Annotated in this window: 18 protein-coding genes; 6 read left to right on the forward strand and 12 right to left on the reverse strand. The window is 67.2% G+C overall.

The features are described 5' to 3' along the window. Positions 1–36 precede the first annotated feature (36 nt). The gene (locus E4634_RS13765) at positions 37–2,235 is read left to right on the forward strand and encodes a TonB-dependent receptor (protein ID WP_135444845.1); all 2,199 of its coding nucleotides are present in this window, start codon (positions 37–39) and stop codon (positions 2,233–2,235) included. Positions 2,236–2,340: 105 nt separating this feature from the next. Here the strand turns inward: E4634_RS13765 and E4634_RS13770 are convergent, their stop codons facing one another. The 3 genes from E4634_RS13770 to E4634_RS13780 all read right to left on the reverse strand — a co-directional run bounded on the left by E4634_RS13770 (position 2,341) and on the right by E4634_RS13780 (position 4,824). Beyond that, entirely contained in the window at positions 2,341–3,024 is a 684-nt protein-coding gene (locus E4634_RS13770; RefSeq protein ID WP_135444847.1) for a glutathione S-transferase family protein, read from the reverse strand. Between the two features lie 44 nt (positions 3,025–3,068). Further along, positions 3,069–4,124, reverse strand: coding sequence for a mechanosensitive ion channel family protein (locus E4634_RS13775; protein WP_135444849.1), 1,056 nt, complete (start codon positions 4,122–4,124; stop codon positions 3,069–3,071). A gap of 211 nt (positions 4,125–4,335) precedes the next feature. Then, positions 4,336–4,824, reverse strand: a complete 489-nt coding sequence (locus E4634_RS13780) for a hypothetical protein (RefSeq protein ID WP_135444851.1) — start codon at positions 4,822–4,824, stop codon at positions 4,336–4,338. A 448-nt stretch (positions 4,825–5,272) separates the two neighbouring features. On the opposite strand from E4634_RS13780, the gene E4634_RS13785 reads away from it, so the two are divergent. Both E4634_RS13785 and E4634_RS13790 read left to right on the forward strand, forming a co-directional pair. After that, a complete protein-coding gene (locus E4634_RS13785; RefSeq protein ID WP_240725187.1) occupies positions 5,273–6,490 on the forward strand; it encodes an MFS transporter in 1,218 nt (405 codons plus the stop codon). A gap of 84 nt (positions 6,491–6,574) precedes the next feature. Continuing rightward, positions 6,575–8,545, forward strand: coding sequence for a PQQ-dependent sugar dehydrogenase (locus E4634_RS13790; protein WP_135444853.1), 1,971 nt, complete (start codon positions 6,575–6,577; stop codon positions 8,543–8,545). Positions 8,546–8,557: 12 nt separating this feature from the next. Here E4634_RS13790 and stpA read toward each other — a convergent pair whose 3' ends face one another. Both stpA and E4634_RS13800 read right to left on the reverse strand, forming a co-directional pair. Next, complete coding sequence (stpA, locus tag E4634_RS13795; RefSeq protein WP_135444855.1) at positions 8,558–9,841, reverse strand: glucosylglycerol 3-phosphatase; 1,284 nt, start codon at positions 9,839–9,841, stop codon at positions 8,558–8,560. A gap of 84 nt (positions 9,842–9,925) precedes the next feature. Beyond that, on the reverse strand, positions 9,926–10,804 hold the full coding sequence (locus E4634_RS13800; RefSeq protein WP_135444857.1) for an NAD(P)H-binding protein: 879 nt from the start codon (positions 10,802–10,804) through the stop codon (positions 9,926–9,928). 207 nt (positions 10,805–11,011) lie between these two features. Here E4634_RS13800 and E4634_RS13805 point away from each other — a divergent pair, with 207 nt between their 5' ends. Both E4634_RS13805 and E4634_RS13810 read left to right on the forward strand, forming a co-directional pair. After that, positions 11,012–12,190, forward strand: coding sequence for a glycosyltransferase family A protein (locus E4634_RS13805; protein ID WP_135444859.1), 1,179 nt, complete (start codon positions 11,012–11,014; stop codon positions 12,188–12,190). Further along, positions 12,187–13,437 (forward strand): FAD-dependent oxidoreductase, encoded by a 1,251-nt coding sequence (locus E4634_RS13810; RefSeq protein ID WP_135444861.1) that lies wholly within the window; start codon positions 12,187–12,189, stop codon positions 13,435–13,437. Before E4634_RS13805 ends, E4634_RS13810 begins: the two co-directional genes overlap by 4 nt. Positions 13,438–14,327: 890 nt before the next feature. On the opposite strand, the gene E4634_RS13815 is transcribed toward E4634_RS13810, so the two are convergent. The 5 genes from E4634_RS13815 to E4634_RS21510 form a co-directional block, all read right to left on the reverse strand. Then, entirely contained in the window at positions 14,328–15,683 is a 1,356-nt protein-coding gene (locus E4634_RS13815) for an NAD(P)(+) transhydrogenase (Re/Si-specific) subunit beta (RefSeq protein ID WP_135444863.1), read from the reverse strand. A gap of 6 nt (positions 15,684–15,689) precedes the next feature. Continuing rightward, complete coding sequence (locus E4634_RS13820) at positions 15,690–15,941, reverse strand: NAD(P) transhydrogenase subunit alpha part 2 (protein ID WP_434783507.1); 252 nt, start codon at positions 15,939–15,941, stop codon at positions 15,690–15,692. A gap of 32 nt (positions 15,942–15,973) precedes the next feature. Beyond that, the gene (locus E4634_RS13825) at positions 15,974–17,116 is read right to left on the reverse strand and encodes a Re/Si-specific NAD(P)(+) transhydrogenase subunit alpha (RefSeq protein WP_135444867.1); all 1,143 of its coding nucleotides are present in this window, start codon (positions 17,114–17,116) and stop codon (positions 15,974–15,976) included. Positions 17,117–17,384: 268 nt separating this feature from the next. After that, on the reverse strand, positions 17,385–19,673 hold the full coding sequence (locus E4634_RS13830; protein ID WP_135444869.1) for an ATP-dependent DNA helicase: 2,289 nt from the start codon (positions 19,671–19,673) through the stop codon (positions 17,385–17,387). Further along, positions 19,666–21,939, reverse strand: a complete 2,274-nt coding sequence (locus tag E4634_RS21510; RefSeq protein WP_167854923.1) for a VRR-NUC domain-containing protein — start codon at positions 21,937–21,939, stop codon at positions 19,666–19,668. Before E4634_RS21510 ends, E4634_RS13830 begins: the two co-directional genes overlap by 8 nt. 47 nt (positions 21,940–21,986) lie before the next feature. Between E4634_RS21510 and nhaC the strand changes: the two genes are divergently transcribed. After that, positions 21,987–23,495, forward strand: a complete 1,509-nt coding sequence (gene nhaC, locus E4634_RS13845) for a Na+/H+ antiporter NhaC (protein WP_276606630.1) — start codon at positions 21,987–21,989, stop codon at positions 23,493–23,495. Between the two features lie 40 nt (positions 23,496–23,535). Here the strand turns inward: nhaC and epmA are convergent, their stop codons facing one another. Beyond that, the gene (epmA, locus tag E4634_RS13850; protein WP_135444874.1) at positions 23,536–24,495 is read right to left on the reverse strand and encodes an EF-P lysine aminoacylase EpmA; all 960 of its coding nucleotides are present in this window, start codon (positions 24,493–24,495) and stop codon (positions 23,536–23,538) included. Positions 24,496–24,515: 20 nt separating this feature from the next. Then, on the reverse strand, positions 24,516–25,085 hold the full coding sequence (gene efp, locus E4634_RS13855) for an elongation factor P (RefSeq protein WP_135444876.1): 570 nt from the start codon (positions 25,083–25,085) through the stop codon (positions 24,516–24,518). Positions 25,086–25,142 lie beyond the last annotated feature (57 nt).

The raw sequence follows: 25,142 nt of genomic DNA on the forward strand, positions 1-25,142 counted from the left end.
TAAATTCAATAATTATTCTCCAGAGGAAACTTCAGGATGAAATACTCTCGTCTGTATACCGGACTGGGGCTGGCACTCGCCCAGACCGTCGCTATCGTTCCCACCGTTCATGCACAACTCGAAGAAGTCATCGTCACCGCAGAGCGCCGCGAGGCCTCCCTGCAGGACACCGACATCTCGATGACCGTGTTCTCGGCAGAGAACATCAAGGAACAGGGCATCCAGAACTACCTGGATCTCTCCGCCATGTCGCCCAACGTGCTGATGCACGAAATGCCCGGCAAAGCCGGCGGCGCCATCGCCATTCGCGGCTTCAAGAACGCCGAGACCATCTCCAGCTTTGAACCCAAGGTCGCGCTGTACCTCGACGGCGTGCTCATCGCCAAGGGCGCCGGCTCGGTGTTCGACGTGCTCGACCTGGAGCGGGTGGAAATCCTGCGCGGCCCGCAGGGTACCCTGTACGGCCGCAACACGGTCGGCGGCGCGGTGAACTTCATCACCAAGAAACCCCAGTTCGACGAGGTCTCCGGCAAGGTCAGCGCGACCCTTGGCGACTACGACCAGCAGGACTTCAAGGGCACCATCAACGTGCCGCTGGGCGACAGCTTCGCCTTCAAGGCCAACGTCGCCAGCCTGCAGCGCGACGGCTTCTGGAAGAACAAGCTCGACAACAACAAGACCCTGGGCGACAAGGACCGCGAGGTCGCGCACCTGCAACTGCGCTGGGAGCCCAGCGACAGCCTGGACCTGCTGTACTCGTTCGACATGACCAAGATCGACGAGGGCATGTACCCGCTGCAGCTGGTCGCCTTCGGCCCGGCCCAGCCCGGCCTCGCCCCCTACGTGGATGACGGCCAGCAGGAGGAGCGCTACTTCGACGCCGTCGGTACCTTTATGAAGGCCGACATCGAGGGTCACAGCTTCACCGCCAACTGGGAGATCAACGACAGCCTGTCGCTGGTGTCCATCACCGGCCTGCGCAAGTTCGAGGTCGACAACTTCTCGGACTCCGACACCTCGCCGCTGTTTATCCTGCACAACGCTTCCGGCGACGAGGCCGAGACCTTCACCCAGGAATTCCGCCTGGTGGGTGACGCCTTCGACTCCGACCTCGAGTACGTGCTCGGCGCGTTCTACATGGACGAGGACATCAAGGAGATCTACGGCTACAACGGCCTGGGTATCTTCGGCATCAGCTCCAACCTGGACTCCACCGCGCAGAACGAGGTCTGGGCGCTGTTCGGTGAAGGTACCTACAGCATCACCGACAAGCTGGACCTGACCATGGGCCTGCGCTACACAGCCGAGGACAAGGAACAGACCCGTACCGACACCACGGTGCTGCTGTCTACCGGCGACGCCATCGGTGGTGTCGTCCTGCCCGACGCGCAGCAGGACTTCGACGATGTCTCCGGCACCATCGGCGTCACCTACAACTGGACCCACGACCTGATGACCTACTTCAAGGTCTCCAAGGGCTACGTGAGCGGCGGCTTCAACCCGCGCGCACCCAACACCCGGCCCGACCTGTGGCTGGCGGGCTACGAAGAGGAAACCGTCTACACCTACGAACTGGGCTGGAAAACCACCTGGCTGGACAATCGCCTGATCTTCAACGGCGCGATCTTCTACAACGACTACAGCGACCTGCAGGTCAATCAGCTGACCGCCACCGGCGACAATAACATCGACAATGCGGGCGACGCCGAGATTACCGGTATGGAGCTGGAGTTCACCGCCCTGATCACCGACAACTTCACGGTGGGCGGCGGCTACGGCTACCTCGACCCGGAGTACAAGACCTACATCAACGAGGGCGTGCCGGAGGATCCCAGCGACGACGTGGACCTGTCCAACAACCACTGGGCCCACGCGCCGGAGAACACCTTCAACATGTACGCCCGCTACGTCGTGCCCGACGTTCTCAGCGGCAACCTTGTGTTCCGCGTCGACTACTCCTGGGTGGACGACTACTTCCTGCTCACCGCGAACGGTCCCGACCTGGTCGACGGCAACACCGCGCCAAGTTACGACACCTGGAACGCCCGCATCGGCCTGGATGAGATGCAGGGACCCTGGGACAGCACCATCAGCGTGGCCCTGTGGGGACGCAACCTCTCCGACGAGCTGTGGTACACCAGCGGTTACGACCTGACCGACGGTTCCCTGGGCTTCGCCGCCAAGGCGCCGGCACCGCCGCGCACCTTCGGCGTGGACTTCATCCTGGAGTTCTGATCCCGGGCGCAACCGCGCACTTCGAAGAAACCCCGCCGCCGCTAGGCCGCGGGGTTTTTTTTGCCTGCGCGCCCGGCACGGGAGTGAACGGAGTTCAGCGCGCCATCATTCGACGCGGTAGTTGGCAACGATCTCGCCGATCTGCGCCGCCTCTTCCTCGTGGGCGGCATCCACCCAGGGTTCGGCGATGGCGGCGGCGTACCAGCGCTGCATCGCGGGCAGTGCCAGCAGATGCTGCGCATAGGCATCGGCCGGTGCGTCCATGGACAGGCTGTAGGTCTGCAGGCGAAAGGCGACCGGCGCGTAGAAGGCATCTACCGCGGTGAACGTGGCACCGGCCAGGAACGGCCCGCCGAACCGCGCCAGCCCCTCACCCCACAGCTCCGCGAGGCGGGCGAGATCGCGCTGCAGCCCGGCGTCGCTGTCGCGGAGTTTTACCCGCAGGGCGCAATTCATCGGGCACAGGTTGCGCAGCGCGCTGAAACCCGCGTGCATTTCCGCCGCTGCGCAGCGCGCCCAGGCGCGGGCCGCGGCGTCCTCGGGCCACACGCCCGGGTGTCTTTCCGCCAGGTATTCCGCGATCGCCAGGGAGTCCCACACGGCGCGCTCGCCATCCACCAGGCACGGCACCAGGCCGCTGGGACTGAAGCGGCGAAACTGCTCCCAGCTGCCGCCCTCGGCAAAGGGCACCAGCTCTTCGTGGAACGCCAGGTCGAGTTCGCTCATCAGCACCCAGGGGCGCAGCGACCAGGACGAGTAGTTTTTGTTGCCGATATACAGCGTGTACATGGGATGGCCTCCAGGGGTGTGCCGGGGACAGGCGGGCAGCCGCTTCAGGCGCCGTTGTTGTGCGCCTCGATCATCTGCGCCAGTAGCGCCTCCTCGCGCTCGAGCCTGGCGATCCGTTCCTCGACCGCCGCCCGCTGCTCATCGGGCACGCTCTTCAGGTGTGCGCGCTCGCGCTTGACCGCCTGCCGGGTCTGCTCCTGGCGCGCGCGCAGGTCTTCCAGGCTCGCGGCCTGCTCGGCCTGGTCGAAGATTTTTTCCTCCGGGGGCGGTGCCTGCACGTCGCCGGGCGGCTGCTGGCGCTCCGCCACCGGCCGCTCCGGTATCACGCTGGCCTGCGGGTCGAGCACACGCTGGTTCATGAACGCCGGCGAGACGATCTCGATGCCGCTGCCGTGCAGCTGTTCGAGCACCTTCTTGCGCAGGTTGGAGCGCGCCGTCAGCGGGTGCTTCATCTCGGCCAGGAAACCGCAGATGCGGTAGAGCACCGCGTGGTCCAGCAGTTCCTGCACCAGTACGAAGGGCTCGCGCAGGCCGCTGTCTTCGCCGGCGCGCAGCAGCGCGTCCTGCACCTCGGGGTAGGCCACGTCGTAGCCGATCGACACCTCGGCGGAGATGATAGTGCCGTCCCTGTGCATGACCGTCACCGGGTTGTTGACCAGCAACAGGTTGGGCAGGGTGGTGATATCGCGCCACTCGGTCTGGATCTGCGTGTGCACCAGCGAGCGCCGGGTAACGCGGCCGAACTGTTCGTTGACGCGCACGTAATCGCCGGGGCGGAACGGCTGGGTGAAGTGCAGCATGACGCCGGCCATGGCGTTGGACACGAAGGTGGTGGACGACAGCGCGATCACCGCGGTGAGCACCACGCCGAGCAGGCTGAGTATCTGGCCCTGGGTCTCGTCCGAGATCGGCAGTACGATCACCACTACCACCACGCCGAGGGAGACCAGCACCCAGTTCGCTAACTGGTACACCAGCCCCGCCGTGCCCTGCTGGCTGCGCCGGGCCACCCAGGTAGCGGCGGCCACCAGCGCCGCGGTCACCGCAACCACGATGAGTGGGGGCCAGATTCCGTGCAACAGGTCGATGGAAAAGGTCATGCGCCGGCCGGTGGATCCGCTGGGAGTGTGCGGCCAAGCTTACCACCCCGGACGTCGAATTGAAGTCATCCCGGCACCAACTCAAGTGCGCAGAGGCGCTACTTGCCCGAGCGCACAGCGGCGCTGTCTCAAGCGCAGTGAAGGCGCTACCGCGAGCCCAGACAACAACGCCGGCACGGGGCCGGCGTTGGGTTGACCGCGTGAGGGTGGCTCAGGCAGTCAGGGACTGTTCCGCGCGACGCCGGCTGGCGGCGCCAAGGCCGAGGACGGCAGAGCCGAACAGCCAGGCGGCGGCGGGGAGTGGTACGGCCGCGATTACATCGCCAGTGAATCTATAGGCATATCCGGCACCCGAACCGGCTGGGTTCAACTTGTCAATGTACATGGTGTAGATGCCGGCGGCGAGTTCCATCATCGGCACGACCAGGGTGGGGTCCTCCGCCGCACCTACGTTGCCGGAAAACGCGGCCACCAGCGTGAGCGAGGAATCCACGGTGCGAATCTTCTCGCCGCCGGGGCCACCCAGTTTGACCAGTCCAACCATGCCGGTGCCACCGCCTGTATCGAGCACCTCAAAAGTGAAGCTGTCGGGACCGTCTGCGGTAGTACCGGCAATATCGTACGCAGCGTGGGCAAACGTCCCCCACAACATGCAGGACGCCAGAATTCCTAGAAGAGCCAATCGTTTGAACATATCCATGTCACTCCAATTAACTGTCAGCGCAATCAATCTACCGGTGGCGTGTTACACGCCGGCGACACTTCGATTGCAGGGGATACGTGTCGCTCGCCGGGGGCGGTAAGTATAGTCGCCGGAGCGGAACCCTCCGCAAGTCACTTGCCAAGAAAATAAAACCTCTTTTAATTCATGGGCTTCTGCAGACCGGCCGCCACGCGGCGGGCACCCGGGGCCGCGCCATCGCACAAAAAATGTGCGATCGGTCACAGTTCCTGCACAGGAAACGGGCGCAAGCAGGGCGCGGGCGGCGTAGACGGGGGATTATGGGGTGGCGCAATAGTTGCAACCTCAGAGTTCCGCCCGCTCTTCGCCCAAATACCGCGCGAACAGGGCCCAAACTCACCACAATGCTTTCAAGGAGGCGCCTATCTGGCTCCTGGTCCAGCCCATCCGGGCAATTCTCACCAGCGTGGCACTGCTGCTGCTCGGCAGCGGCCTGCTCAACACCCTGCTGTCACTGACCGCCAACGACCTCGGCTATTCCACCAGCGTGATCGGCCTGATCATGTCTTCCTATTTCGCCGGATTCACCTGCGGCACCTTCGTCAGCGGCCGCCTGATCAAGCGCATGGGACACATCCGCACCTTCGCCTTCTGCGCCGCGGTGTGCGCCTCCATGGCGCTGCTGCACATGCTCTGGGTCAGCGCCCCGGGCTGGATGCTGCTGCGGTTCGTCTACGGCCTGTCCTTCGTCACCCTGATGACGGTGATCGAGAGCTGGCTCAACGCCCGCGCCGCGCGCGAGGAGCGCGGCAAGGTGTTCGCCGTATACATGGTGGTCAACCTCGGCGCCATCGCCGTGGCCCAGCAGCTGCTGCGACTGGACGTGGGCCAGGGCTACGTGCTGTTCGCCATCGCCTCGATCCTGATCAGCTGGGCGCTACTGCCGATCACCATCACCCGCAAGCCGCAGCCGCAGATTCCCGAGCGCGCCAAGAGCAGCCTGCGCACCCTGCTCGGCTTCGCCCCCGTGCCGGTGGCCGGCGCGGCGCTGTCCGGCCTGGCCATGGGCGCCTTCTGGGGCATGGTGCCGCTGTACGCCAGCCGCCAGGGCTTCGATACCGGTGCCGTCGGCCTGCTGATGAGCCTGACCATCGTCGGCGGCGCCCTGCTGCAGGTGCCCATCGGCCGCTACTCGGACACCCACGACCGGCGCGCCGTACTCATGGCGGTGGCCTGCGCCGCGGCGCTGCTGGCACTGTGCATGCCGCTCGCCCCCGGCCACACCGCGCTGATGGCGGTGTTCTTCCTGTGGGGCGGAATGGCCTTTTCGCTGTACCCGCTGGCGGTAGCGCAGCTGCTCGACCAGCTGCATCCCGACGAGGTGATTTCCGGCACCACCACCATGCTGGTGCTGCACGGCGCCGGAGCGGCCTTCGCGCCGATGCTGGCGGGCGCGGCCATGGAAGTGGTCGGCCTGCAGGGCCTGCCCCTGTACGCCGCCCTGGTCCTGGCCTGCCTGGGCGGGTTCACCCTGTACCAGATGCGCCGGGTGTCCGTGCTGCCGGCCGGTGAACACGCGCATTTCGAGCCCATGGTCGCCACCTCCCACGAGGTGCTGGGCATGATCGAGAAAGAGGACGAGGAGAAGGAGGAGGAGAAAGCGGAGGAGCCGGCAGCGGCGTGAATCGCTGCGCGCGGCTGCACGAAACGCGGGGGTGGGCTATGGTGATCAGGCGGTCACACCCATCCCTGCCACTGTGAGGTGCCCATGCCCCGCCCTGCCCGACCTGGCTCTTCCCGAGATAGCTCTGCCCGAGTCAGCTCTTCCCGAGTTGGATTTTCCCAAGTCAACGCTTCTCGACACGGCCTTTCCGGAATCAGCCCCGTCCGGCTCGCCCTTTGCGCGGCCTTCGCTACCTGCCTGCTGCAGGTTGCACCCGTGCACGCCAGCCAGAATGGCCGCAACGGCTTCTCCGGCAATCCCGACATCAACAACGGCGCCACCTGCGCGGTCTGCCACGCCCCCGCCGCGGGGGTGCCGGCGCCGCAGGTGACCCTGGCCGGCCCGGGCCAGATAGACGCGGGCACTACCGCAGCGTTCACGGTGACACTCTCCGGCGGACCGGCACAGACCGGCGGGGTGAACATCTCGGTGAGCGATCCCGCGGGCGCCCTCGCGCCGCTGGACGGCGACCTCGGGCTGATCATGGGCGAGCTGGCGCACAGCGCGCCGCAGGCGTTCAGCGGTGGCGTGCTCAGCTTCGACTTCGAGTGGACCGCACCGGACTACAACGGCGATTTCACCCTCTACGCGGCGGGCAACTCCAGCAACGGCCAGCTCGACCTGCTCGGCGACGCCATCGGCACCGCGGCGCTGGCGGTCACCGTGGTCAACGGCGACCCGCCGCCGCCACCGCCACCCCCGCCGCCCGCGGCGGCCATCGCCCTGGAAACCTGGACTACGGGCCTGGACCAGCCAGTCGCCATCGCCCACGCCGGCGATACGCGGCTGTTCCTGGTGGAGCAGCCCGGGCGCATCCGGCTGGTGGACGCCGCCGGCAACCTGGCCCCCGCGCCGTTCCTGGATATCCGCGACCGCGTCGACAACGGCGCCAGCGAACTGGGCCTGCTGGGCCTGGCCTTCCACCCCGGTTACAGCACTAACGGCTGGTTCTTCGTCTACTACACCACCCGCGACGCGGGCAGCGGCCAGCTGCGCTCGCGGGTCTCGCGGTTCAGCGTCGGCGCCAGTCCGGACGCCGCCGACCCGGCCAGCGAGAGCGTATTGCTGGAGTTCGCCCAGCCGTTTTCCAACCACAACGCCGGCGACCTGCACTTCGGCCCGGACGGCTACCTGTACATCGCCTCCGGCGACGGCGGCAGCGGCGGCGACCCGCAGAACAACGCCCAGGCCGGCGACCGCCTGCTCGGCAAGCTGCTGCGCATCGACGTCGACGCCAGCGGCGCGGCGGATTGCAGTCTGGTGGCGGGCCCCTACGGCATACCCGCCGGCAACGCCTTCGTGGATGGACCGGGCGGCGCCGGCTGCGACGAGATCTACGCGCTGGGCGCGCGCAACCCCTGGCGCTTCAGCTTCGACCGCGCCGACGGCTCCCTGTGGATCGCCGATGTCGGCCAGGGCGCGGTGGAGGAGATCGACGTGATTCCCGCCGGCGCCGCCGGCGGCCTGAACCTGGGCTGGCGCTGCTACGAGGGCGACCAGCCCTTCAACGGCATCGGTTGCGCGGCGCCGGGCAGCTACCTGTTCCCGCTGCACACACTCTCCCACGCGGACGGCAACTGCTCGATCACCGGCGGCTTCGTCTACCGCGGCAGCGCCTACCCGGTGCTGCAGGGGCGCTATTTCTTCAGCGATTTCTGTCTCACGTCGATTCGCACCCTGGACGGCGCCGGGCCGGGCGCCGAGGCCAGCGAGGTCCTGCCTGCCGGCCAGATCAGCGCACCTGCCGCGTTTGGCGAGGACGTTGCGGGGGAGCTGTACGTGGCCAGCCTTAGTGACGGGATTCTCTACCGCATCGCCGCGGTGCCCGCCCCCGGCGACCTGGACAACGATGGCGACGTGGATATCGACGACCTGCTGGCCCTGCTGCCCAACATCGGCGAGCCCGCCAGCGGGGCGGACGACCCGGCGGATCTCGACGACAGCGGCGACATCACCCGCCGCGACGCCCTGCTGCTGATCCGCGCCTGCAGCGAACCGCGCTGCGCCCGCGGCTGAGTCCGGGGGTAATCAGTCGGCGTTCGCGGCGCAGCGCTGCGCCAGTGCGATGAAAAACGCCGCATACTGCTGGTGGCCGCCGGGGAAGATCGCGTTCAAATGGAGCGGGTCCCCGGGGTCGGTGATCGAGGCCAGCGCGTCCAGCGACACACTGACAGCGTCCGCCGCCGGCGGCGGATGCACGCCGGGACGGTCCAGTTCGCCGCCGCTGCTGTCGACGAACAGTACGGCGCTGTCACTGCCCATACGCTGGCCCAATGCCTGCACCAGGGTCAGGAAGCCGCGGTCGCTGCCGCCGCGCGAATAACTCACGCTGCCGTTGTCCGACTGCGGGTTCGAGGTCAGGGTGTCGCCCACACCGACCAGGCTGGGCATGAGCGCCGGGTCGAAGGCGCCCTCGGCCAACGCCAGCAGCGCCTCGCGCGAGTGCGGCGCGTTGCGCGCGTTAAACCCTTCACCCAGCGGATACTCCCCGGTCTGGATGTAGTAGTAATCGTTGAGCAGGACCAGCACGCCGACCTCCTTGATCGCCCCGCGCAGCATGAACTGGAAGTCGGTGGTGCCCATGTCGCTGGACGTGGCCGGTTTCAAGCGCTCGCGCCCGTTCGCGTCGCTGCCCAGGTTGGGCGCCAGGTGCACAAAGAACGACTCGCCGAGGCCGCGCTGCTGGGCGAGTGCAAGGAGTTCATCCATCAACGCTGCGGCCGTGTCCTGCACCTCGCGGTAGCGTGCCGGCGCCGCGGCGAAGTGGCTGTGCAGCACACCGATGTTCAGGGTCGGCGAGACGGCGTTGTCCAACACTGCCACCGCCAGCAGGTGCTCGATATCCGCTGCCGGCAGTGCGAATGGCGGCGCGGCCAGGATCTCGCCCAGGCGTTGGTGCAGAATCGCCGGCACCTCGGCGAGAAAGGCCATTTCCCGATCGGAAACCCCCGGGTGTGAGATGCGGCCGAAGCAATCCTGGAACTGCACGCCCCCCGCCGCAAGGCCGGGCAGGTACAGGCCGAGTTCGCGGGCCCGACCCGGCTCGCTGGCGGCGAAAACGCTCTCGACGATGCTGTTCACGCCACGGCTGCCGATGTGCTCGCCGTTGGTAAGCACGTAGAAACGCCCGGCCATCTGCTTGCAGGCCTCGATGTAGCGCGGGTCCATGCTGCGCTGGCGCGGGTCGCGCACCAGGCCCATGCAGACGCCGTCGAGGTCCTGGATGATCAGCAGGCGGCGCTGGGACGCCAGTGACTGCAATAGCTCGCCGTGTTCCAGCGAGTAGCTGAACTGGTTGAGTGGTCTGGGCATAGCACGAGTGTACTTGGCCGGAGCGGCGCTGTCCCGATCTTGCGCTGTGGAGGGCGCGTGCCGTTGTGCGATTTAGACCTTGTCCTACGTCGCCCGCAGGGCCGCGCGCTCAGCCAGCACCTGTGAGTACCCGGCGCGGAAGTCCGGGTAGCGCAGGTGGTAACCGCTGGCGTGCAGGCGCTGGTTGCGACAGCGCTTGTGCCCGCTATCGGCAGCCGGGGCGATGGGCGTCAGCGGCGATGCGAGGCCGAGTTGCTGCGCCAGCCAGGTGTCCACGGTGTGCGCGGGCGCGGGGTCGTCATCGCTGCAGGTGTACACCGGTTCCACCGCTGCATCGTCGGCTTCCAGCAGGTGGACGAGAAACCCCGCGGCATCGTCCCGGTGGATACGATTGGTGTAGCGCAATGGCTTCTCGGCGGCGACTTCACCGCGGGCGATACGCGAGAGCAGGCGGCCGTCCGGTGCACCGTAGATACCCGAGCAGCGCACCACGCTCACCGGCAGGCCGGAAGCCAACAGCGCATCCTCGGCGGCGATGATGGCCAGGGCACGTTCATCCTCGCTCGACAGGGGCGCGCTTTCGTCGACCCAGCCGCCCTCGCGCTCGGCATACACCCGCGTACTGGAGACCATCAACACCCGGCGCGGCCGGTGACCGCCAAGTCCGCGCAGCAGGTTGGCGGCCGCCGCGGCGAATCCGCGCCGGTAGCCGTCCACGTCGCGGCCGCTGGGGGTGAAGGTCGCCAGTACGCAATCCGGCGCCAGCGCCGCGGCGAAGTCGAGACCGCCCGCGGCGGCGTAATCCGCCGCATGCCGACCAAAAGCGGCGGGCAGCGCATCGACATTGCGCCGCACGCCGTCGACGCGCCAGCCCCGCTGCAGCAGTTGCGTTCCCGCGCGAATGCCGAGGTCGCCGCAACCGACGACGAGCAGGGAGGATGTCGAGCTGGAGGGTTCGGCCATGCCGGATTTCCTGTTGCTGGTTGTGTGGCTGGTCTGCCTGTTGCGTCGATACCCGGGCGCCCGGTCACCGCCAAAGCGGTTTGCACCGCATCGGGAACACGCGGCAGCACGCTGCGGCTCCAGTGCCCGTAACGATACCAGAACGGCTATTTCTGGCCAGCGGGCACCGGCTCGACTACCATAGTGCTTTCCCGCGGTATTTCCAGAATGTCTTCACCACGCATCGCCGTCTGCATTCCAGCCTACAACGCACGCAAGACGCTAGACAGCACACTCGCCTCGGTACAGCGGCAGAGCTGGCCGAACCTCGAGATCGTCATCTGCGTCGACCCTTCGCGCGACGGCACCCTGCGTCGCGCGCGCAAGCATGCGCGCCACGACAGCCGCATCCGCGTACTGGAAAACCGCGAGCGCCTGGGCTGGGCCGGCAACGTGCGCGAGACCATCGCCAGCATCGACAGCGACTGGTGGAGCGTACTGCCCCAGGACGACCTGTGGCACCCCGATTACCTGACCGCCCTGTGGCAGCGCCTGCAGCAGTCGGGCGCGGATTTCAGCTACTGCGACCTGCAGGCCTTCGCCGGCCGCGTGATCTTCGGCACCCAGGTCGCGCCGGACTTCGACAGCGCCGACACGCGCATCCGCCTGCGCACCTACTGCTCCAGCGTCGCCAATCCCAACCTGTGGCACGGGCTGTTCCCTGCGGCGCTGGCTCGCGATCTGCCTTTCCCCGCGGAACCGTTCAATTTTCCGGCACTGGACAACCTCTGGTCGCATCGCGTGCTGTGCCACTACCGCGGCGCGCGCCTGCCGCAGGCCCTGTATTTCAAGCGCACCGGGGATGCCAGCATCCCCACCTGCACCGGCTGGTGGAGCACCAGTGGCGACCCGCAACAGCGCGCCGCGCACTGGCTCAACGTCACCGAACAGATGCAGGCGGACGCGCAGGCGGTGACCGGGGAGGACAACACACTGACCGACGCACTCGGCCTGGCCATGGACGCACGCGCCTGGGTGCCGCCGCTGCTGCGCGCCAACCCCAGGGAAGAACAACGCCTGTACCGCGAGCGACGCCCCGCCGACGACGCCCCGGACAGCCCGGAAACCAGCCTGGGCTGGCTGCTCGCCTCGCGCTGCTCACAGGCCCGCGGCGACACACCCGCCGCCCTGTTCGAAGCGCAGCGCGCCACCGGCTGCGCCGACGCCAACTGGCGCGTGTGGCAGAACCTGGCGCGCCTGCATGTCGATAGCGGCGACGTGTTCCGCGCCCAGGAGGTACTGCACGAGGCCGCGACGCTGCACCCCAACCAGTTCCAGTTGGGACTGCTCGCACGCGGCGTGGCCAACAATATTCTCGGCCAGGCGCTGGAGGATCGCACAGCATGAAAGTCGCCATCATCGGTGCCGGCCTGGCCGGCACCAGCGCAGCCCAGGCCCTCACCCTGCAGGGAATCGAGGTCGATTTGTTCGACGCGCGCCCCGGCCCCATGCACGGCGCCTCGCGCTGGAACGAGGGCAAACTGCACCTGGGCTACGTGTTCGCCAAGGACCGCAGCCTGGCCACCGCAAGCGCCATGATCGAGGGCTCCTGCAGCTTCTTCCCCATCCTGCGCACACTGTTCGGCGAGCAAGTACCGGCGCGTACTTCGCGCCCGTTCACCTACGACGTTATAGCAAGTGGCCAGTTGACCCCTGATGCCGTGCGCGCACAGTTCGCCGCTATCGACCAACTGCTTGCCGCGCAACCGGCCCTGGCAGCGGGCTACCCGGCACCGCTTTGGCCCAGCAGCGACGCGCCCTCCGCCAGCGGCCGCACCAGCGAGCAGGTACAGGCCTCGCTGCTCACCCCCGAGGTGTGCATCGAGATCCACTCCTTGTCGACCTGGCTGCGCCGCGCCCTGGCGGACAACCCCCGGCTGCGCGTATTCGGCGACAGCCGCGTGCAACGCATCGAGCGACTGGCAGACGAGCGCTTCGCCCTGCACGGCAACCTGCCGCCGGACCTGCCCCGCTACTCCCACGTGATCAACGCCGCCTGGGAGGGACGCCTGGCCCTGGATGAGAGCGTCGCCCACCCGCTGCCCCCGGACTGGAACTTCCGCTACAAGCTGGCCATCCACTTCCGCGACATCCCCGCAGATTTCGACCTGCCGCCCTGCACGGGCGTGCTCGGCGAATACGGCGACGCGGTCTACTTCCCGGACGGCACGTTCTACCTCTCCTGGTACCCGGCCTGTCGCATGTTGTTCAGCCGCGACGTACTTCCCCCCGGTATCGAAGACCCGCAGGGCACCGAAGCGGACAAGCTGTTCGACGAGGCCCTCACCGGCGCCTGCTCGCTCTGGCCGCAACTGGACCGCCTGCGCGAGTACCGCGACCACGCGGTGATTCGCGGCGGCTACATCTACACCCGCGGCGGCACGGACATCAAGGACCCGGACAGTCTCCTCCACACCCGCGACCGCATCGGCCTCACGGCCACCGGCAACTACCTCTCGGTGGATACCGGCAAACTGTGCACGGCACCGCTGATGGGCCTGCTCGCCGCGGCCGAGGTCTGCCCGCAGTGGGGCGATGCTGTCGAAGCGCTGCGGCGTGGTGCGGCTGTGGAGTGCGACGCGCCCGTCGCTTGAGGCTCGTTCCTTGGGTATTGGGCGCTGGCCTGGAGTGTCCCCCCTTCCAGGGTTCGAAAAGCTCACTCACCCTGGAAGGGGGGACACTCCCGGCCCCGCAACATCTGGCTCGTCGCGAGACTGCTACGGGTTCCGTTCGCCACTGACGGCCCGGCAGCGGGCGCGTCGGCCGCTCCAGTCCGGCGCCGCTCCGCGGTGCCCTCAGTTGGTCGGCAGCCCGCAAGCGGTCTCCCTCCACGCCCTCGGCGCCAGACGTGATTTCCGCGGCCAACGCGCCCGCTGCCGGTCCTTGGGTTGGGCGAGTTTGGAGATTTGGAGTTTCTGGCTGGCGGGCTTGGGAGAGTACGAGCCGTTGAATCGGAATCTGCGCGCGAGTTTTCGTATTCCCGCATAAGCTTGCTCAAAATTTCGGGCTACAGACCCTCGCGCCAAACAACACCGCCAACTCGCAACTCCGACTCTCGAACCCCGAAGCCCGAAGCCCCAACCGCCAACTGCCAACCCAGCGAGCCAACCAACCCAAAACATCGAGCCGCAAGTGCCGGGAGACGGGCGGGTGGAGCGCTCGCAAAAGACGCGCCGAGGGCGTGGAGGGAGACAGCGAAGCGCTTTAAGGCTCCCGACCAACCGAGGGCACCCCGGAGGGGCGCGATCTTAAGAGCGCTCCGCCCGCGGGTCTCCCGGCAACTCTCGCAACCCCCGGGCTCGGCGGACGATCACCGGTGGGGTAGCACCTGCAAGAGGCAGCCGTGGGCGTGCCATGCCCCCGACGCGACTGAGCTTTTGGAGCGACGGGGGCATGGCACGCCCGCGGCTGCCGCCAAACTACCCCGAACCCAGCCAAAAAAAACGCCAGCAAAAGCCGGCGTTTTCCCAGAACCCCCAAAGCGTCAATCGCCAAACTCGCGAACCAGACCCGAAATTGACTCCTTCGCGTCCCCAAACAACATCCGGGTATTGTCCTTGTAGAACAGCGGATTCTCGATCCCCGCAAACCCCGAGGCCATGGAACGCTTGAGCACAAACACCGTGCGCGCCTTGTCCACGTTGATCACCGGCATGCCGTAGATCGGCGAGGACTCGACCTCGCGCGCCGCCGGGTTGACCACGTCGTTGGCGCCGATGACGATACACACGTCGATCGTTTCCATGCGCGGGTTGATGTCGTCCATCTCCAGCAGCTGGTCGTAGGGCACATCGGCTTCGGCCAGCAGCACGTTCATGTGGCCGGGCATCCGGCCGGCGACCGGGTGGATACCGAAGTTCACTTCCGCGCCGTTTTTCTCCAGCTCTTCCATCAGCTCCTTCACCACGTGCTGCGCCTGGGCCACCGCCATGCCGTAACCGGGCACGATGGCGACGCTGCTCGCAGCTTCCAGTACGTAGAAGGCGTCTTCCGCGGAGATCGGCTTGATTTCGCCCTCCACTTTCGCAGTTTCCACCTTGCCGGAGCCAAAGCCGGAGAACAGTACGTTGGAGAGCGAGCGGTTCATCGCCTTGCACATGATCTGGGTCAGGATGATGCCCGAGGCCCCCACCAGCGAGCCGGCGACGATCAGGATGTTGTTGTTCACCGCGAAACCGGCGGCACAGGCCGCAAGACCGGAATAGGAGTTCAGCAGAGAGATCACCACCGGCATGTCGGCGCCGCCGATGGGAATGACCGCCATGATGCCGAACCACAGGGACAGGGCGACGACGATGTACAGCCAGAGGTGATTGCTAGGTTCGATGCAGAACATCACCGCGCTGCCCACGATGCCGGCGACGATCAGGCTGTTGACGACCTGCTGGCCGGGGAACAGCACGGCGCCGCTGCCGATGGTCTCGGACAACTTGCCGTAAGCGATCAGGGAGCCGGTGAAGGTCATGCCACCGATCAGGATGGACAGGACGATGGTCACCAGGGTGAAAGTGCTGGCGCCGCCGGACAGCGCCGCCCAGCCGACCAGCAGGGAGGCCATGCCGCCGAAGCCGTTGAACAGGGCGACCATCTCCGGCATGGAGGTCATCTTGACCAGCCGTGCGGCGGCTACACCGACGGCGCCACCGACCAGGATGCCAGCGACGATCCACTGGTATTCGACGATGCCCTGGTCGAGCAGGGCGGCGACGACCGCCACCAGCATGCCGATGGCAGAAATCATGTTGCCGCGGCGGGCAGTTGCCGGTGAGCCGAGTTTCTTCAGGCCGAGAATGAACAGCGCGGCCGATACCACATAGGCAAATTGAATCAGGTTATCCATCTCGGCTTAGCTCCCCTTCTTCTTGAACATGGCGAGCATGCGGTCGGTCACCAGGTAGCCACCCACCACGTTGATCGTGGCGAGGGCCACGGCGCCGGCGCCGAGCCAGTTGGCGAGGTCCTGCTGGCCGGTACCGGCCAGGCTGACCGCACCCACCAGGGTGATGCCGGAAATCGCGTTGGCACCGGACATCAGCGGCGTGTGCAGTGTGGCCGGTACCTTGTTGATCAGTTCGAAGCCCAGGAAGATGGACAACATGAGGATAAATGTCAGGAATGCAGCTATCACGGTTACGCCCCCCCTTCCACGATGTTCTTGATGGTCTCGTTGGTGATCTCGCCACCGTGAGTGATGATGCAGCCGGGCAGGATGTCGTGCTCGAAGCTGATCACGAACTCGTTCTTTTCCTTGTCCCAGCAGTCTTCCACCAGGTTGAACAGGTTGGAGGAGTACATCTGGCTGGCGTCGCGCGCCACCTCGCCGGCGAGGTTGCCCTTGCCGATCACGGTCACGCCGCCGATGGTCACGGTCTCGTTGGGCACCGAGCCCTCGACGTTGCCGCCGGTCTCCGCCGCCATGTCGACGATCACGGAACCGGGCTGCATACCTTCGACCATGTCCTTGGTCACCAGCACCGGGGGCTTGCGGCCGAACACCTGGGCGGTGGTGATCACCACGTCAGACTTGGCGATCAGGTCTTTTTGCGCCTGGCGCTGTTTCTCCACCTGTTCGGGAGTCAGCTCCTGGGCATAGCCGCCGGAGGTCTCGCCGGTCTCGCCGAGGTCGATCTCCAGGAACTTGGCGCCCAGCGAGCGCACCTGCTCGGCGGTGACCGGGCGGGTGTCGAAGGCGGTGACCTTGGCGCCCAGGCGCTTGGCGGTGGCGATGGCCTGCAGGCCCGCCACGCCGGCGCCGATGACGAACACGTTGGCCGGCTTCAGGGTGCCCGCCGGGGTCATCATCATGGGGAAGATGCGCGGCAGGGCGGCGGCGGCCTCGATAACGGCGACGTAGCCGGCGAGGTTGGCCTGGGAACTCAGCGCGTCCATCTTCTGGCTGCGCGTGGTGCGCGGGATCATCTCCATGCTGATGGAGGTGATGCCGGCGTCCTTGAAAGTGTTGACCAGGCCGTGCTCGTTGAACGGGTCGAGGTAGCTGACGTGGATGCAGCCGCGCTTCATCTGCCCGATTTCATCGGGCGTCGGCTTGCGCAGCCGCAGCAGCATGTCGGCGCCCGAGATCAGGCTGGCGCGGTCGCTGCTGATGGTGGCTCCGGCCTCGGTGTAGTCCGCGTCGGCATAGCCGGCGCCCGCGCCCATCCCGGCTTCGACCAGCAACTCGGCGCCCATGCGCACGAGTTTCTTGGCCACTTCCGGAGTGATAGGCACCCGGTTCTCGCCCGGGTGGGTTTCCCTGGGTATTGCGATACGCATTGCGCTTGTCTCCCCCCACTAAAACAGAAACTGTGTCCCGCCAGCAGCCTGGCGGCAGCGGTGAGCACCCTGGGGCGCCCTTATTTTTAGTACCACGCCGTCCGTATTCCGGTGTGTTCCCGACGGGCAGCGCGCTACTCTAGCATAGCCAACTGTATGCAGGAATGATGCCGGGGATTCACCGGCTGAATGGCCCGGATGGCCAAAACGGCGGCAACTGTACCCCAAACGGGGCTCGTTTTCTATAAAAACAAACATGATGGTTTGTCTAGTACGGAGGCGCTGAATACTCCCACCAGGGCGGCAGCAGGGCGCGCCACTCGGCCTGCCCGTAACGCGGATCCACCAGCAGCGCGCGGCCGTGGTCGCTGCTATCGCGCACCACGCGGCCCAGCGCCTGGGCCACCCGCTGCATGCCCGGGTAGCGGTAGGCGAAGTCGAAGCCGTCCTCCCCGCGCGCCTCGTACCAGGCGCGCAGCTGCTCCCGCTCGCGCCCGACCTGGGGCAGGCCGACACCGACGATGACCACGCTGGAGAGCAGCTCCCCCGGCAGGTCGATGCCCTCGCCGTACACCCCGCCGAGGATACACAGGGCGGCGACATCGCGGCGCTCGTCGAACAGCTCGAACAACGCCTGGCGGTCCGCCGCGGACTGGCCCGGGGTCTGCTGCCACAGGTGGCGCCCGGCCAGCGCCGGGTCGGCGACGCGCATCTGCGCCAGGCAGTCGAGCAGGTAGCGGTAGGCGGGGAAATAGACGATGCAGTTGCCCGGCACATCGCGCCACCAGGCGAGGATACGCGCCGCCAGCGCCGGCAGGCTGGCGGCGCGCTGCTGGTAGCGGGTATCGATGCCGGTCTCCACCTCGACCTTCAATTGCTGCGCCGCGAACGGCGAATCCAGGCGCCGGGACACCGCCGACGGGTCCAGGCCGAGCGCCTCGCGGGTCCAGTGCTGCGGCGAGAGCGTGGCGGAAAAGGCGACCAGGGCGTGGCTGCGGGTGTGGGCGGCGGCCAGCAGGCGCGCAGGCGACAGGCAGTTGAGGGTCAGGGCCAGCCCCTGGGAACCCTCCCCGCGCGCCAGCTCAAAGCGGTAGTCCACGTCCCACTGCTCTGCCACCCGCAGCCACTGCAGCACCGCAAAGAAGAATTCCATCGGCTCCGGGTTGCGCGGCGCGAAACGCGCGTCATCGGCCAGCGCCGCCCCCACCGCCGCGACGAAATCCCCCATGCTGTTGAGCAGGCGCTCGGGCAGTTGCTCGCGGCTGTCCCAGTCCGGCTGCGCCCACTGTTCCTTGCCCAGCGCCAGCATGGCCCGGTTCAGCGCGTCCAGCGGGCGCTTGAGTGCCGCCGGCGCGGTGCGCCTGGCGCGCATCAGGTCCGCCTTGAGCAGCCGCGCGCTGTACATGTCGCGAGCGCGCTCGGGCAGGTTGTGGGCCTCGTCCACCAGCGCGCTCCAGCGGCGGCCATCGGCGGCGAAGCGTTGGCCGACACCGGCGTTGAGGCTGTACACGTAGTGCGCATCGGCCACCACGATATCCATCCACGGCAGCAGGTCCTCGGCGAGCTGGTAAGGGCAGACCTGGTGGCTCTCGCCGATCGCGCGCATGCGCTCGCTGTCCAACACGCCGCTACCTACCGCCTCTTGCAGCGCCGCCGGCAGGCGATCGTAATAGCCGCGGGCGAAGGGACAGTCATCGCCGTGGCAGGCGCTGCCCGGCGAAAGGCAGATCGCCTCTTTCGCGGTGAGGCTCAGGCTGCCCGCCGCCAGGCCGTGCTCGCGCATGTAATGCAGGCAATCCTGCGCCGCGCGCCGCCCCACCGTGCGGAAGGTGACGAACACCAGCGCATCGTGCTTGCCGCGCCCCAGCGCTTTAAGTGCCGGGTAGAGCACCGCGGCGGTCTTGCCGATGCCGGTGGGCGCCTCCACCAGCAGCTGGCCGCCGCGGTCTATGCATTTATAGGTGAGCTCGGCGATGTCGCGCTGGCCGGGACGGAACTCGCCGTGGGGAAAGGCCAGCGTCGCCAACGACTCATCGCGCTGCCGGCGCAGGGTATCCAGGGTGTGCAGCCAGGTGGAAAACCGCTGCAGGGTCAGCTCGAGAAAATCGGCGAGTTCCGCCGCGCTGTAGCGCTGCTCCAGCTGTGCTTCCTCGTCGCTGTCGATATTCAGCCAGGTCAGGCGCACCGTCAGTTCAGGCGCTTCGGCGTCGGCGGCGATGATCGCCGCGTACAGCCGCGCCTGCGCCAGGTGCAACTGGCTGACATGCGCGGGAATGCTCGCGGCCTCCACCCGGCAGGTTTTGATCTCCTCCACCAGCCCCTGCTCCGGGTCGTAGCCGTCAGCACGGCCCTGCAGCAGCAGCTCGACTCCCTCGAAGCTGTGGCGCAGGCTCACCGCGTACTCGCGCCGGTAACTCGCCGGCCGGCGTCGGTAGATCCGCTGGTGCCCCTCCACGCCCTGCTCGCCGGTGGGCGACGGAGTGAAGCGGTGGTCGATATCGCCGCTGCGATGGCAGAACGCGGCGAGGTCGCGCACGCCGATGCGAAACTCACTCATCGCACCAGCTCACCCGGGCCACCGCGGCGGGAATACTCTGCTCGTCGAAATAGCGCAACCAGCGCTTTTGCGATTCCTGCAGCGTATCCCCCGGCCCTTTCACCTCGATCATGCGATAGTCGCCGGGCGCTTCGCCCAGGGCCAGAAGGTCCGGGAAACCCCGGCGATTCTCGCGCGGGTCGAACAGCATGCGCCGCCAGATCGCCAGCAGGTGCTGCGCCGGAATTATCGCGGCAGCCGCAGCAACCAACTGCGCATCCACTGCCCGCCAGTTCACCCAGCGACACTGGTAGTCGCAGTACGCCGCGTGCGCGCGCGGCAGTACCTCACCGAGATCCGCGCCAGCCAGTTGCGCAAAGCGCGCCTCCAGCAACTCGCTCCGCGCCTCGCGAAAACCCGCCTCGTACATATCCGCAGGCGCCGACTGGAACGGGTTGGTGAACGCGCCGGCCACCGGCGCGAAGATCTCCTCCCAGAACGCCAGCCCGAACAGGGCATTCATCAACTGGTTCTCGACGTAATAAACCGCACGCCACTCCCCAACCAGACACTGCGCCGCCGCCCTTTCCACACCCCGCTCCACCCGCGGCACCTGCAGATCCAGCATCGCGAAATCATCGCGCCGCCGCTTGTACCCCGGCACACCGAGCTTGCGCGCCAACCGCGTCGCGATCCGCCCCATCGCATCGCGCTCTTCCTCGCACCACGGATCAGCCAACGCCTCCTGCGCCGCCTCCAGCGCCGCCCGCTCCTCCCCCAGGTTCTCCAGCACCCGCGCCGCCCGCTCCCGCGCCGGATGCGTACCGCTGTCGCAGTACAGGGCCAGCGCCAGCTCCAGCTCCCCCTCGCGCTCGAGCTGCCGCGCCACACTGTTGCACAACCGATCCCGCCGTCGCCGCGACGTCGGGAACCGCGCCGGCAAGGCCAGCAACTCCAACGCGAGATACGCCGGAGCGCTCTGGCAGTCCGTGACCGGCAGATCGCCTCCCGGGGGCGTGCGAGGCCATGGATGGCCGAGCCCGAGCCTGCCATGGATGGCGCTTTTTGGCGGTCCCCGGGAGGCGATTTGCCGGTCGCGGGCAGCCACATCCCCGATCTCTCGCACCTCTGCAGCCAATGCCGGCTGATCCACTACGTACCCGGGCACAGAGCTATCCGACACCGGCGCGGTCGCGGGGTGATTGGGGTCCGGCCCAGCTGCCCGGCCCGGCACAACACTGCCCCCATTCCGGGACCGCCAAACAGCGCCATCCATGGCAGGCTCGGGCTCGGCCATCCATGGCCTCGCACGTCCCTGAATGGGGGCAGTGTTGCGCCAGTCCTCGTTTTCGGTGGTGGAGGATGAATCTAGCGAGCTGCCGTGTTGGGCTTCGCTTCCGGTGATGGAGGATGAATCGGGCGAGTGGCTGTGTTGGGCTTCGTTTTCGGTGCTGGAGGATGAATCGGGCGGGCTGCTGCGCTGGGTCTCGTTGCCGGTCGCCGTGGTGGTGGCGGCTGCGGACATTCTGGTGGACCGGGAGGTGGCGTTCGCGGTGTCCTGGAGTGCGTACCAGAGGTCCGCGAGTGCGGCGAACTCGAGGTATTCGTCGACGGCTTCGCGGCAGGGGAAGAGGCGGCGGGCGCGATCCAGGGGGTAGGGGTAGTAACGGGCGACGCCGAGGTCGCTGAGCACGAAGTCGGTGAGGCTCTGGCGGCGGTTGCCGAAGAACAGCAGTTGCAGCAGGGCGACGGTGTCGGGGTGGGCCGGGGCGACGATGCGCGCGCGGTCGGCGGCGAGCAGTGCGGCGCACAGTTGCTGTGGGTCGGGATCGGTGGCGGCGATCTCCAAGAGCAGGTCCGCCTTGCGCGTGGCGCTGGTGTCGAACAGCGCGGCGAGTTCGGCGCGGGTACACAAGCGGGCGAGGTCCTCGAGGGCCAGGGCGTCGGCGGCGACGGCGAGGTCGCCGCCGAGCAGTTCGTCGAGCAGCGGGGCGCAGTCGCCGAGTTCGGCGTAGTCGAGTTTCGCCTCGCGGAACCAGGGGCCGACGCGGGAGACGAGGCGCGCGTAGAGGCACTGGGCGTGAAAGCCGGCGGCGCGCAGGCGCTGGATAAAGGCCTGTTCGTCGGCGTGCAACAGGTCGGCGTACTGCGCCTCCACGGTATCCAGCAGGCGAAAGAAGTTGTCCCGGTAGTAGTGGGGCGCGAGATCGGGCTGGGCGGGCGCGGGCGTGGGCATCGGTGCGCCATTATATCCCCCGCTCTGTACCAGTGCCGGAAAATCGGGCATTCTGGATTTTTATCCACCTGGACCGGCAGCGCGCCGGCAGTACCCGAGTGACCCAGGATCCCCCGCCCCCCAAGCAGCTCTCCCCGCTTCTGGCTCTGACGCCCATCATCCTGCTGGTAATGATGCTCGGTGCATCGGTCTACCTGTTCGGCGCGGACTCCTCCTACGGCGCCAACCAGATCGCGCTGGTGCTGGCCACCTGCGCCGCGGCGCTGGTCGCGCGCAGTGCCGGCATGGGCTGGCACGAGGCACAGGAGGGCATCATCCACGGTATCAGCGTGGGTCTCGGCCCGACCTTGATCCTGCTCGCGGTGGGCATGCTGATCGGCACCTGGATTCTCAGCGGCACGGTGCCGGCGATGATCTACTACGGCGTCGAGGTGCTGAACCCACGCTTTTTCTACGCCGCCAGCGCGCTGATCTGCGCCATCGTGTCGATCAGTATCGGCAGTTCATGGACGGTGGCGGGCACGCTGGGTATCGGGCTGATGGGTATTGCCGGCAGTTTCAACCTGTCGCCGGCGATCACTGCGGGGGCGATCGTTTCCGGCGCCTATTTCGGCGACAAGCTCTCGCCGATGTCGGACACCACCAACCTGTCCGCGGCGGTCACCGGCGTGGACCTGTTCGACCACATCCGCCACATGCTGTGGACCACGCTGCCCAGCTTCATCATCGCCCTGGTGATCTTCGCCGCCATCGGCAGCGCCTCGGCGCCCACGCCGGCGGAGATCGCGGCCCTGCAGGAGGCTATCGCCGGGCAATTCAGCATCGGCATCCACCTGCTGCTGCCCCTGGCGCTGATGCTGTTCCTGGTTTACAAGCGCTACCCGGCCTACCCGGCGATCATCATCAGCTCCCTGGTCGGCGCGTTGTTCGCGCTGCTGTTCCAGCCGGACCAGGTGCTGGCGCTGGCCGGCGATACCCAGGACATCGGCCGCGGTTTCGGCCTGCTCAAGGGTGTGTGGCTCGCGCTGGCCAGCGGGTATGTTTCGAGCAGCGGCAATGAGTTCCTCGACGCCCTGCTGAGCAAGGGCGGCATGAGCAGCATGCTCAACACGGTCTGGCTGATCCTCTGTGCCCTGGGCTTCGGCGGGGTGCTGGAGCGCACCGGGATTCTCGGCTACCTGCTGCAACTGGCCCTGCGCCGGGTGCGCAGTGTCGGTTCGCTGATCGTCACCACGGTGCTGACCTGTATCGGCACCAACGTACTCGCCGCGGACCAGTACATCGCCGTGGCACTGCCCGGGCGCATGTACCGCGATGCCTACGGCGCGCACGAGTTATCGCGGCTGAACCTCTCGCGCACGCTGGAGGATTCCGCTACCCTGAGCTCGGCGCTGATTCCCTGGAACACCTGCGGCGCCTACATGTCCGCGACCCTCGGTGTGGCCACCTTCAGCTATGCGCCCTACGCGTTCTTCAACCTGCTGTGTCCGCTGATCGCCATGACCTACGGCTTCCTGCACTTCGCCCTGAAGCCGGCGAGCTACGACACGGCCCACGCCACGGCACAGTCCTCCGGCGCCGAGGGCGGTAGTATTCGCGGGTATTAAGGAATGGTTGCGCCGGGCAAACCCGGACCAGCAACCCGAACTAGCAGCGCGACCAGTCGAAGGCGAGGGTCTGGCGGATATCATTGATGCCGCTGGCCAGCATGAGCAGCCGGTCGAAACCCAGGGCTACCCCGCAGCAATCCGGTAAACCGTCCGCGCTGGCCAGCGCCGCCAGCAGGTAGTCATCCGCCTCGCGCAGGGGCTGGCCGTGCTGCGCGCGCCGCGCGTTGTCGGCGGCGAAGCGACGGCGCTGCTCGGCGGCGTCGGTGAGTTCGTGGTAGCCGTTGGCCAGTTCCACGCCGTCCACGTACAGCTCGAAACGCCGCGCCACACTCACCTCACCGCGGGTTTCCAGCCGCGCCAGCGCCGCCTGGCTGGCGGGATAGTCATAGACGAAACACAGGCCGCGGCCGGCCAGCGCCGGCTCCACCAGGTGGCTCATCAGCAGGTCCAGCCACAGGTCGCGGTTCCCGGCGAGGTCGCCGACATCCAGCGCAGCGCGAGCGCGCGCCTCCAGCGCTGCGGGCGGCGCCAGCAGCGGGTCGAGATCGAGTTCGCGCAGGAACAGGTCGCGGTAGGCGATGTACTCGACCGGCCGCTCGCCAACAAACTCGAGCACCAGCTCGGCGACCTCGGCCATCAACTGCCCCAGGTCAAAGCCCGGGCGGTACCACTCGAGCAGGGAGAACTCCGGGTTGTGGCGCGCGCCGGCCTCGCCGTCGCGAAACGCACGCGCCAGCTGGTAGATGGGGCCGGAGCCCGCCGCCAGCAGGCGCTTCATCGCATATTCGGGGGAGCTTTGCAGGTAGCGCGGACGGGCCAGGGAAGTACCGCGCTCCACCGCCAGGTTCTCGATGGCCGGGTCGGAGACGCCGGCGCTGCACAGCAGCGGCGTCTCCACTTCCAGTACGCCGCGGCGGGCGAAAAAATAGCGGGTGCGTTGCAGCAGCGCGGCCCGCTGACGCAGGGCCTCGAGGCTGGCTGAGGGCTGCCAGTCCATGGGACCTGCGCGGGATACGCCTATTTGCTGACGCGGTTCTGGTATTCGCCGGAACGCGTGTCGACGCGGATCACCTCGCCCTGGCTGATGAACAGCGGCACCTTGACCACGGCGCCGGTGCTCAGCTTGGCGGGCTTGTTGCCGCCCTGGGCGGTATCGCCCTTGAGGCCGGGGTCGGTTTCGACGATTTCCAGCTCGACGAAGTTCGGCGGGGTCACGGACAACGGGCTGCCGTTGTACAGGGTGACCACACACTCGTCCTGTTCCTTGAGCCACAGGTGGGAGTCACCCACTGCCTTGGCATCGGCCTGGAACTGCTCGAAGGTGTCCGGTTCCATGAAGTGCCAGAACTCGCCGTCGGTGTACAGGTACTGCATGTCGCGGTCCATCACGTCGGCGCCCTCGAGGGATTCGCCGGACTTGAAGGTGCGCTCCCAGACCCGGCCCGAGTTCAGGTTGCGCAGCTTGACCCGGTTGAATGCCTGGCCCTTGCCCGGCTTGACGAACTCGTTCTCGAGAATGCTGCAGGGTTCGCCGTCGAGCATGACCTTGAGGCCCGGGCGGAACTCGTTGGTGGAAAAGGTCGCCATGGTATTTCCGTCCGATCTGAAAAAGGCGGCTATGATACCCCAGAGCCGGCGCGGTTG

This window comes from Mangrovimicrobium sediminis (genome assembly GCF_004745945.1).
Classification (GTDB): Bacteria; Pseudomonadota; Gammaproteobacteria; order Pseudomonadales; family Halieaceae; genus Mangrovimicrobium; species Mangrovimicrobium sediminis.

Coding starts and splice junctions, on each gene's coding strand:
- E4634_RS13765 (WP_135444845.1), top strand. CDS start 37: ATGAAATACTCTCGTCTGTATACCGGACTGGGGCTGGCACTCGCCCAG.
- E4634_RS13770 (WP_135444847.1), bottom strand. CDS start 3,024: ATGTACACGCTGTATATCGGCAACAAAAACTACTCGTCCTGGTCGCTG.
- E4634_RS13775 (WP_135444849.1), bottom strand. CDS start 4,124: ATGACCTTTTCCATCGACCTGTTGCACGGAATCTGGCCCCCACTCATC.
- E4634_RS13780 (WP_135444851.1), bottom strand. CDS start 4,824: ATGGATATGTTCAAACGATTGGCTCTTCTAGGAATTCTGGCGTCCTGC.
- E4634_RS13790 (WP_135444853.1), top strand. CDS start 6,575: ATGCCCCGCCCTGCCCGACCTGGCTCTTCCCGAGATAGCTCTGCCCGA.
- stpA (WP_135444855.1), bottom strand. CDS start 9,841: ATGCCCAGACCACTCAACCAGTTCAGCTACTCGCTGGAACACGGCGAG.
- E4634_RS13800 (WP_135444857.1), bottom strand. CDS start 10,804: ATGGCCGAACCCTCCAGCTCGACATCCTCCCTGCTCGTCGTCGGTTGC.
- E4634_RS13805 (WP_135444859.1), top strand. CDS start 11,012: ATGTCTTCACCACGCATCGCCGTCTGCATTCCAGCCTACAACGCACGC.
- E4634_RS13810 (WP_135444861.1), top strand. CDS start 12,187: ATGAAAGTCGCCATCATCGGTGCCGGCCTGGCCGGCACCAGCGCAGCC.
- E4634_RS13815 (WP_135444863.1), bottom strand. CDS start 15,683: ATGGATAACCTGATTCAATTTGCCTATGTGGTATCGGCCGCGCTGTTC.
- E4634_RS13820 (WP_434783507.1), bottom strand. CDS start 15,941: ATGTTGTCCATCTTCCTGGGCTTCGAACTGATCAACAAGGTACCGGCC.
- E4634_RS13825 (WP_135444867.1), bottom strand. CDS start 17,116: ATGCGTATCGCAATACCCAGGGAAACCCACCCGGGCGAGAACCGGGTG.
- E4634_RS13830 (WP_135444869.1), bottom strand. CDS start 19,673: ATGAGTGAGTTTCGCATCGGCGTGCGCGACCTCGCCGCGTTCTGCCAT.
- E4634_RS21510 (WP_167854923.1), bottom strand. CDS start 21,939: ATGCCCGATTTTCCGGCACTGGTACAGAGCGGGGGATATAATGGCGCA.
- epmA (WP_135444874.1), bottom strand. CDS start 24,495: ATGGACTGGCAGCCCTCAGCCAGCCTCGAGGCCCTGCGTCAGCGGGCC.
- efp (WP_135444876.1), bottom strand. CDS start 25,085: ATGGCGACCTTTTCCACCAACGAGTTCCGCCCGGGCCTCAAGGTCATG.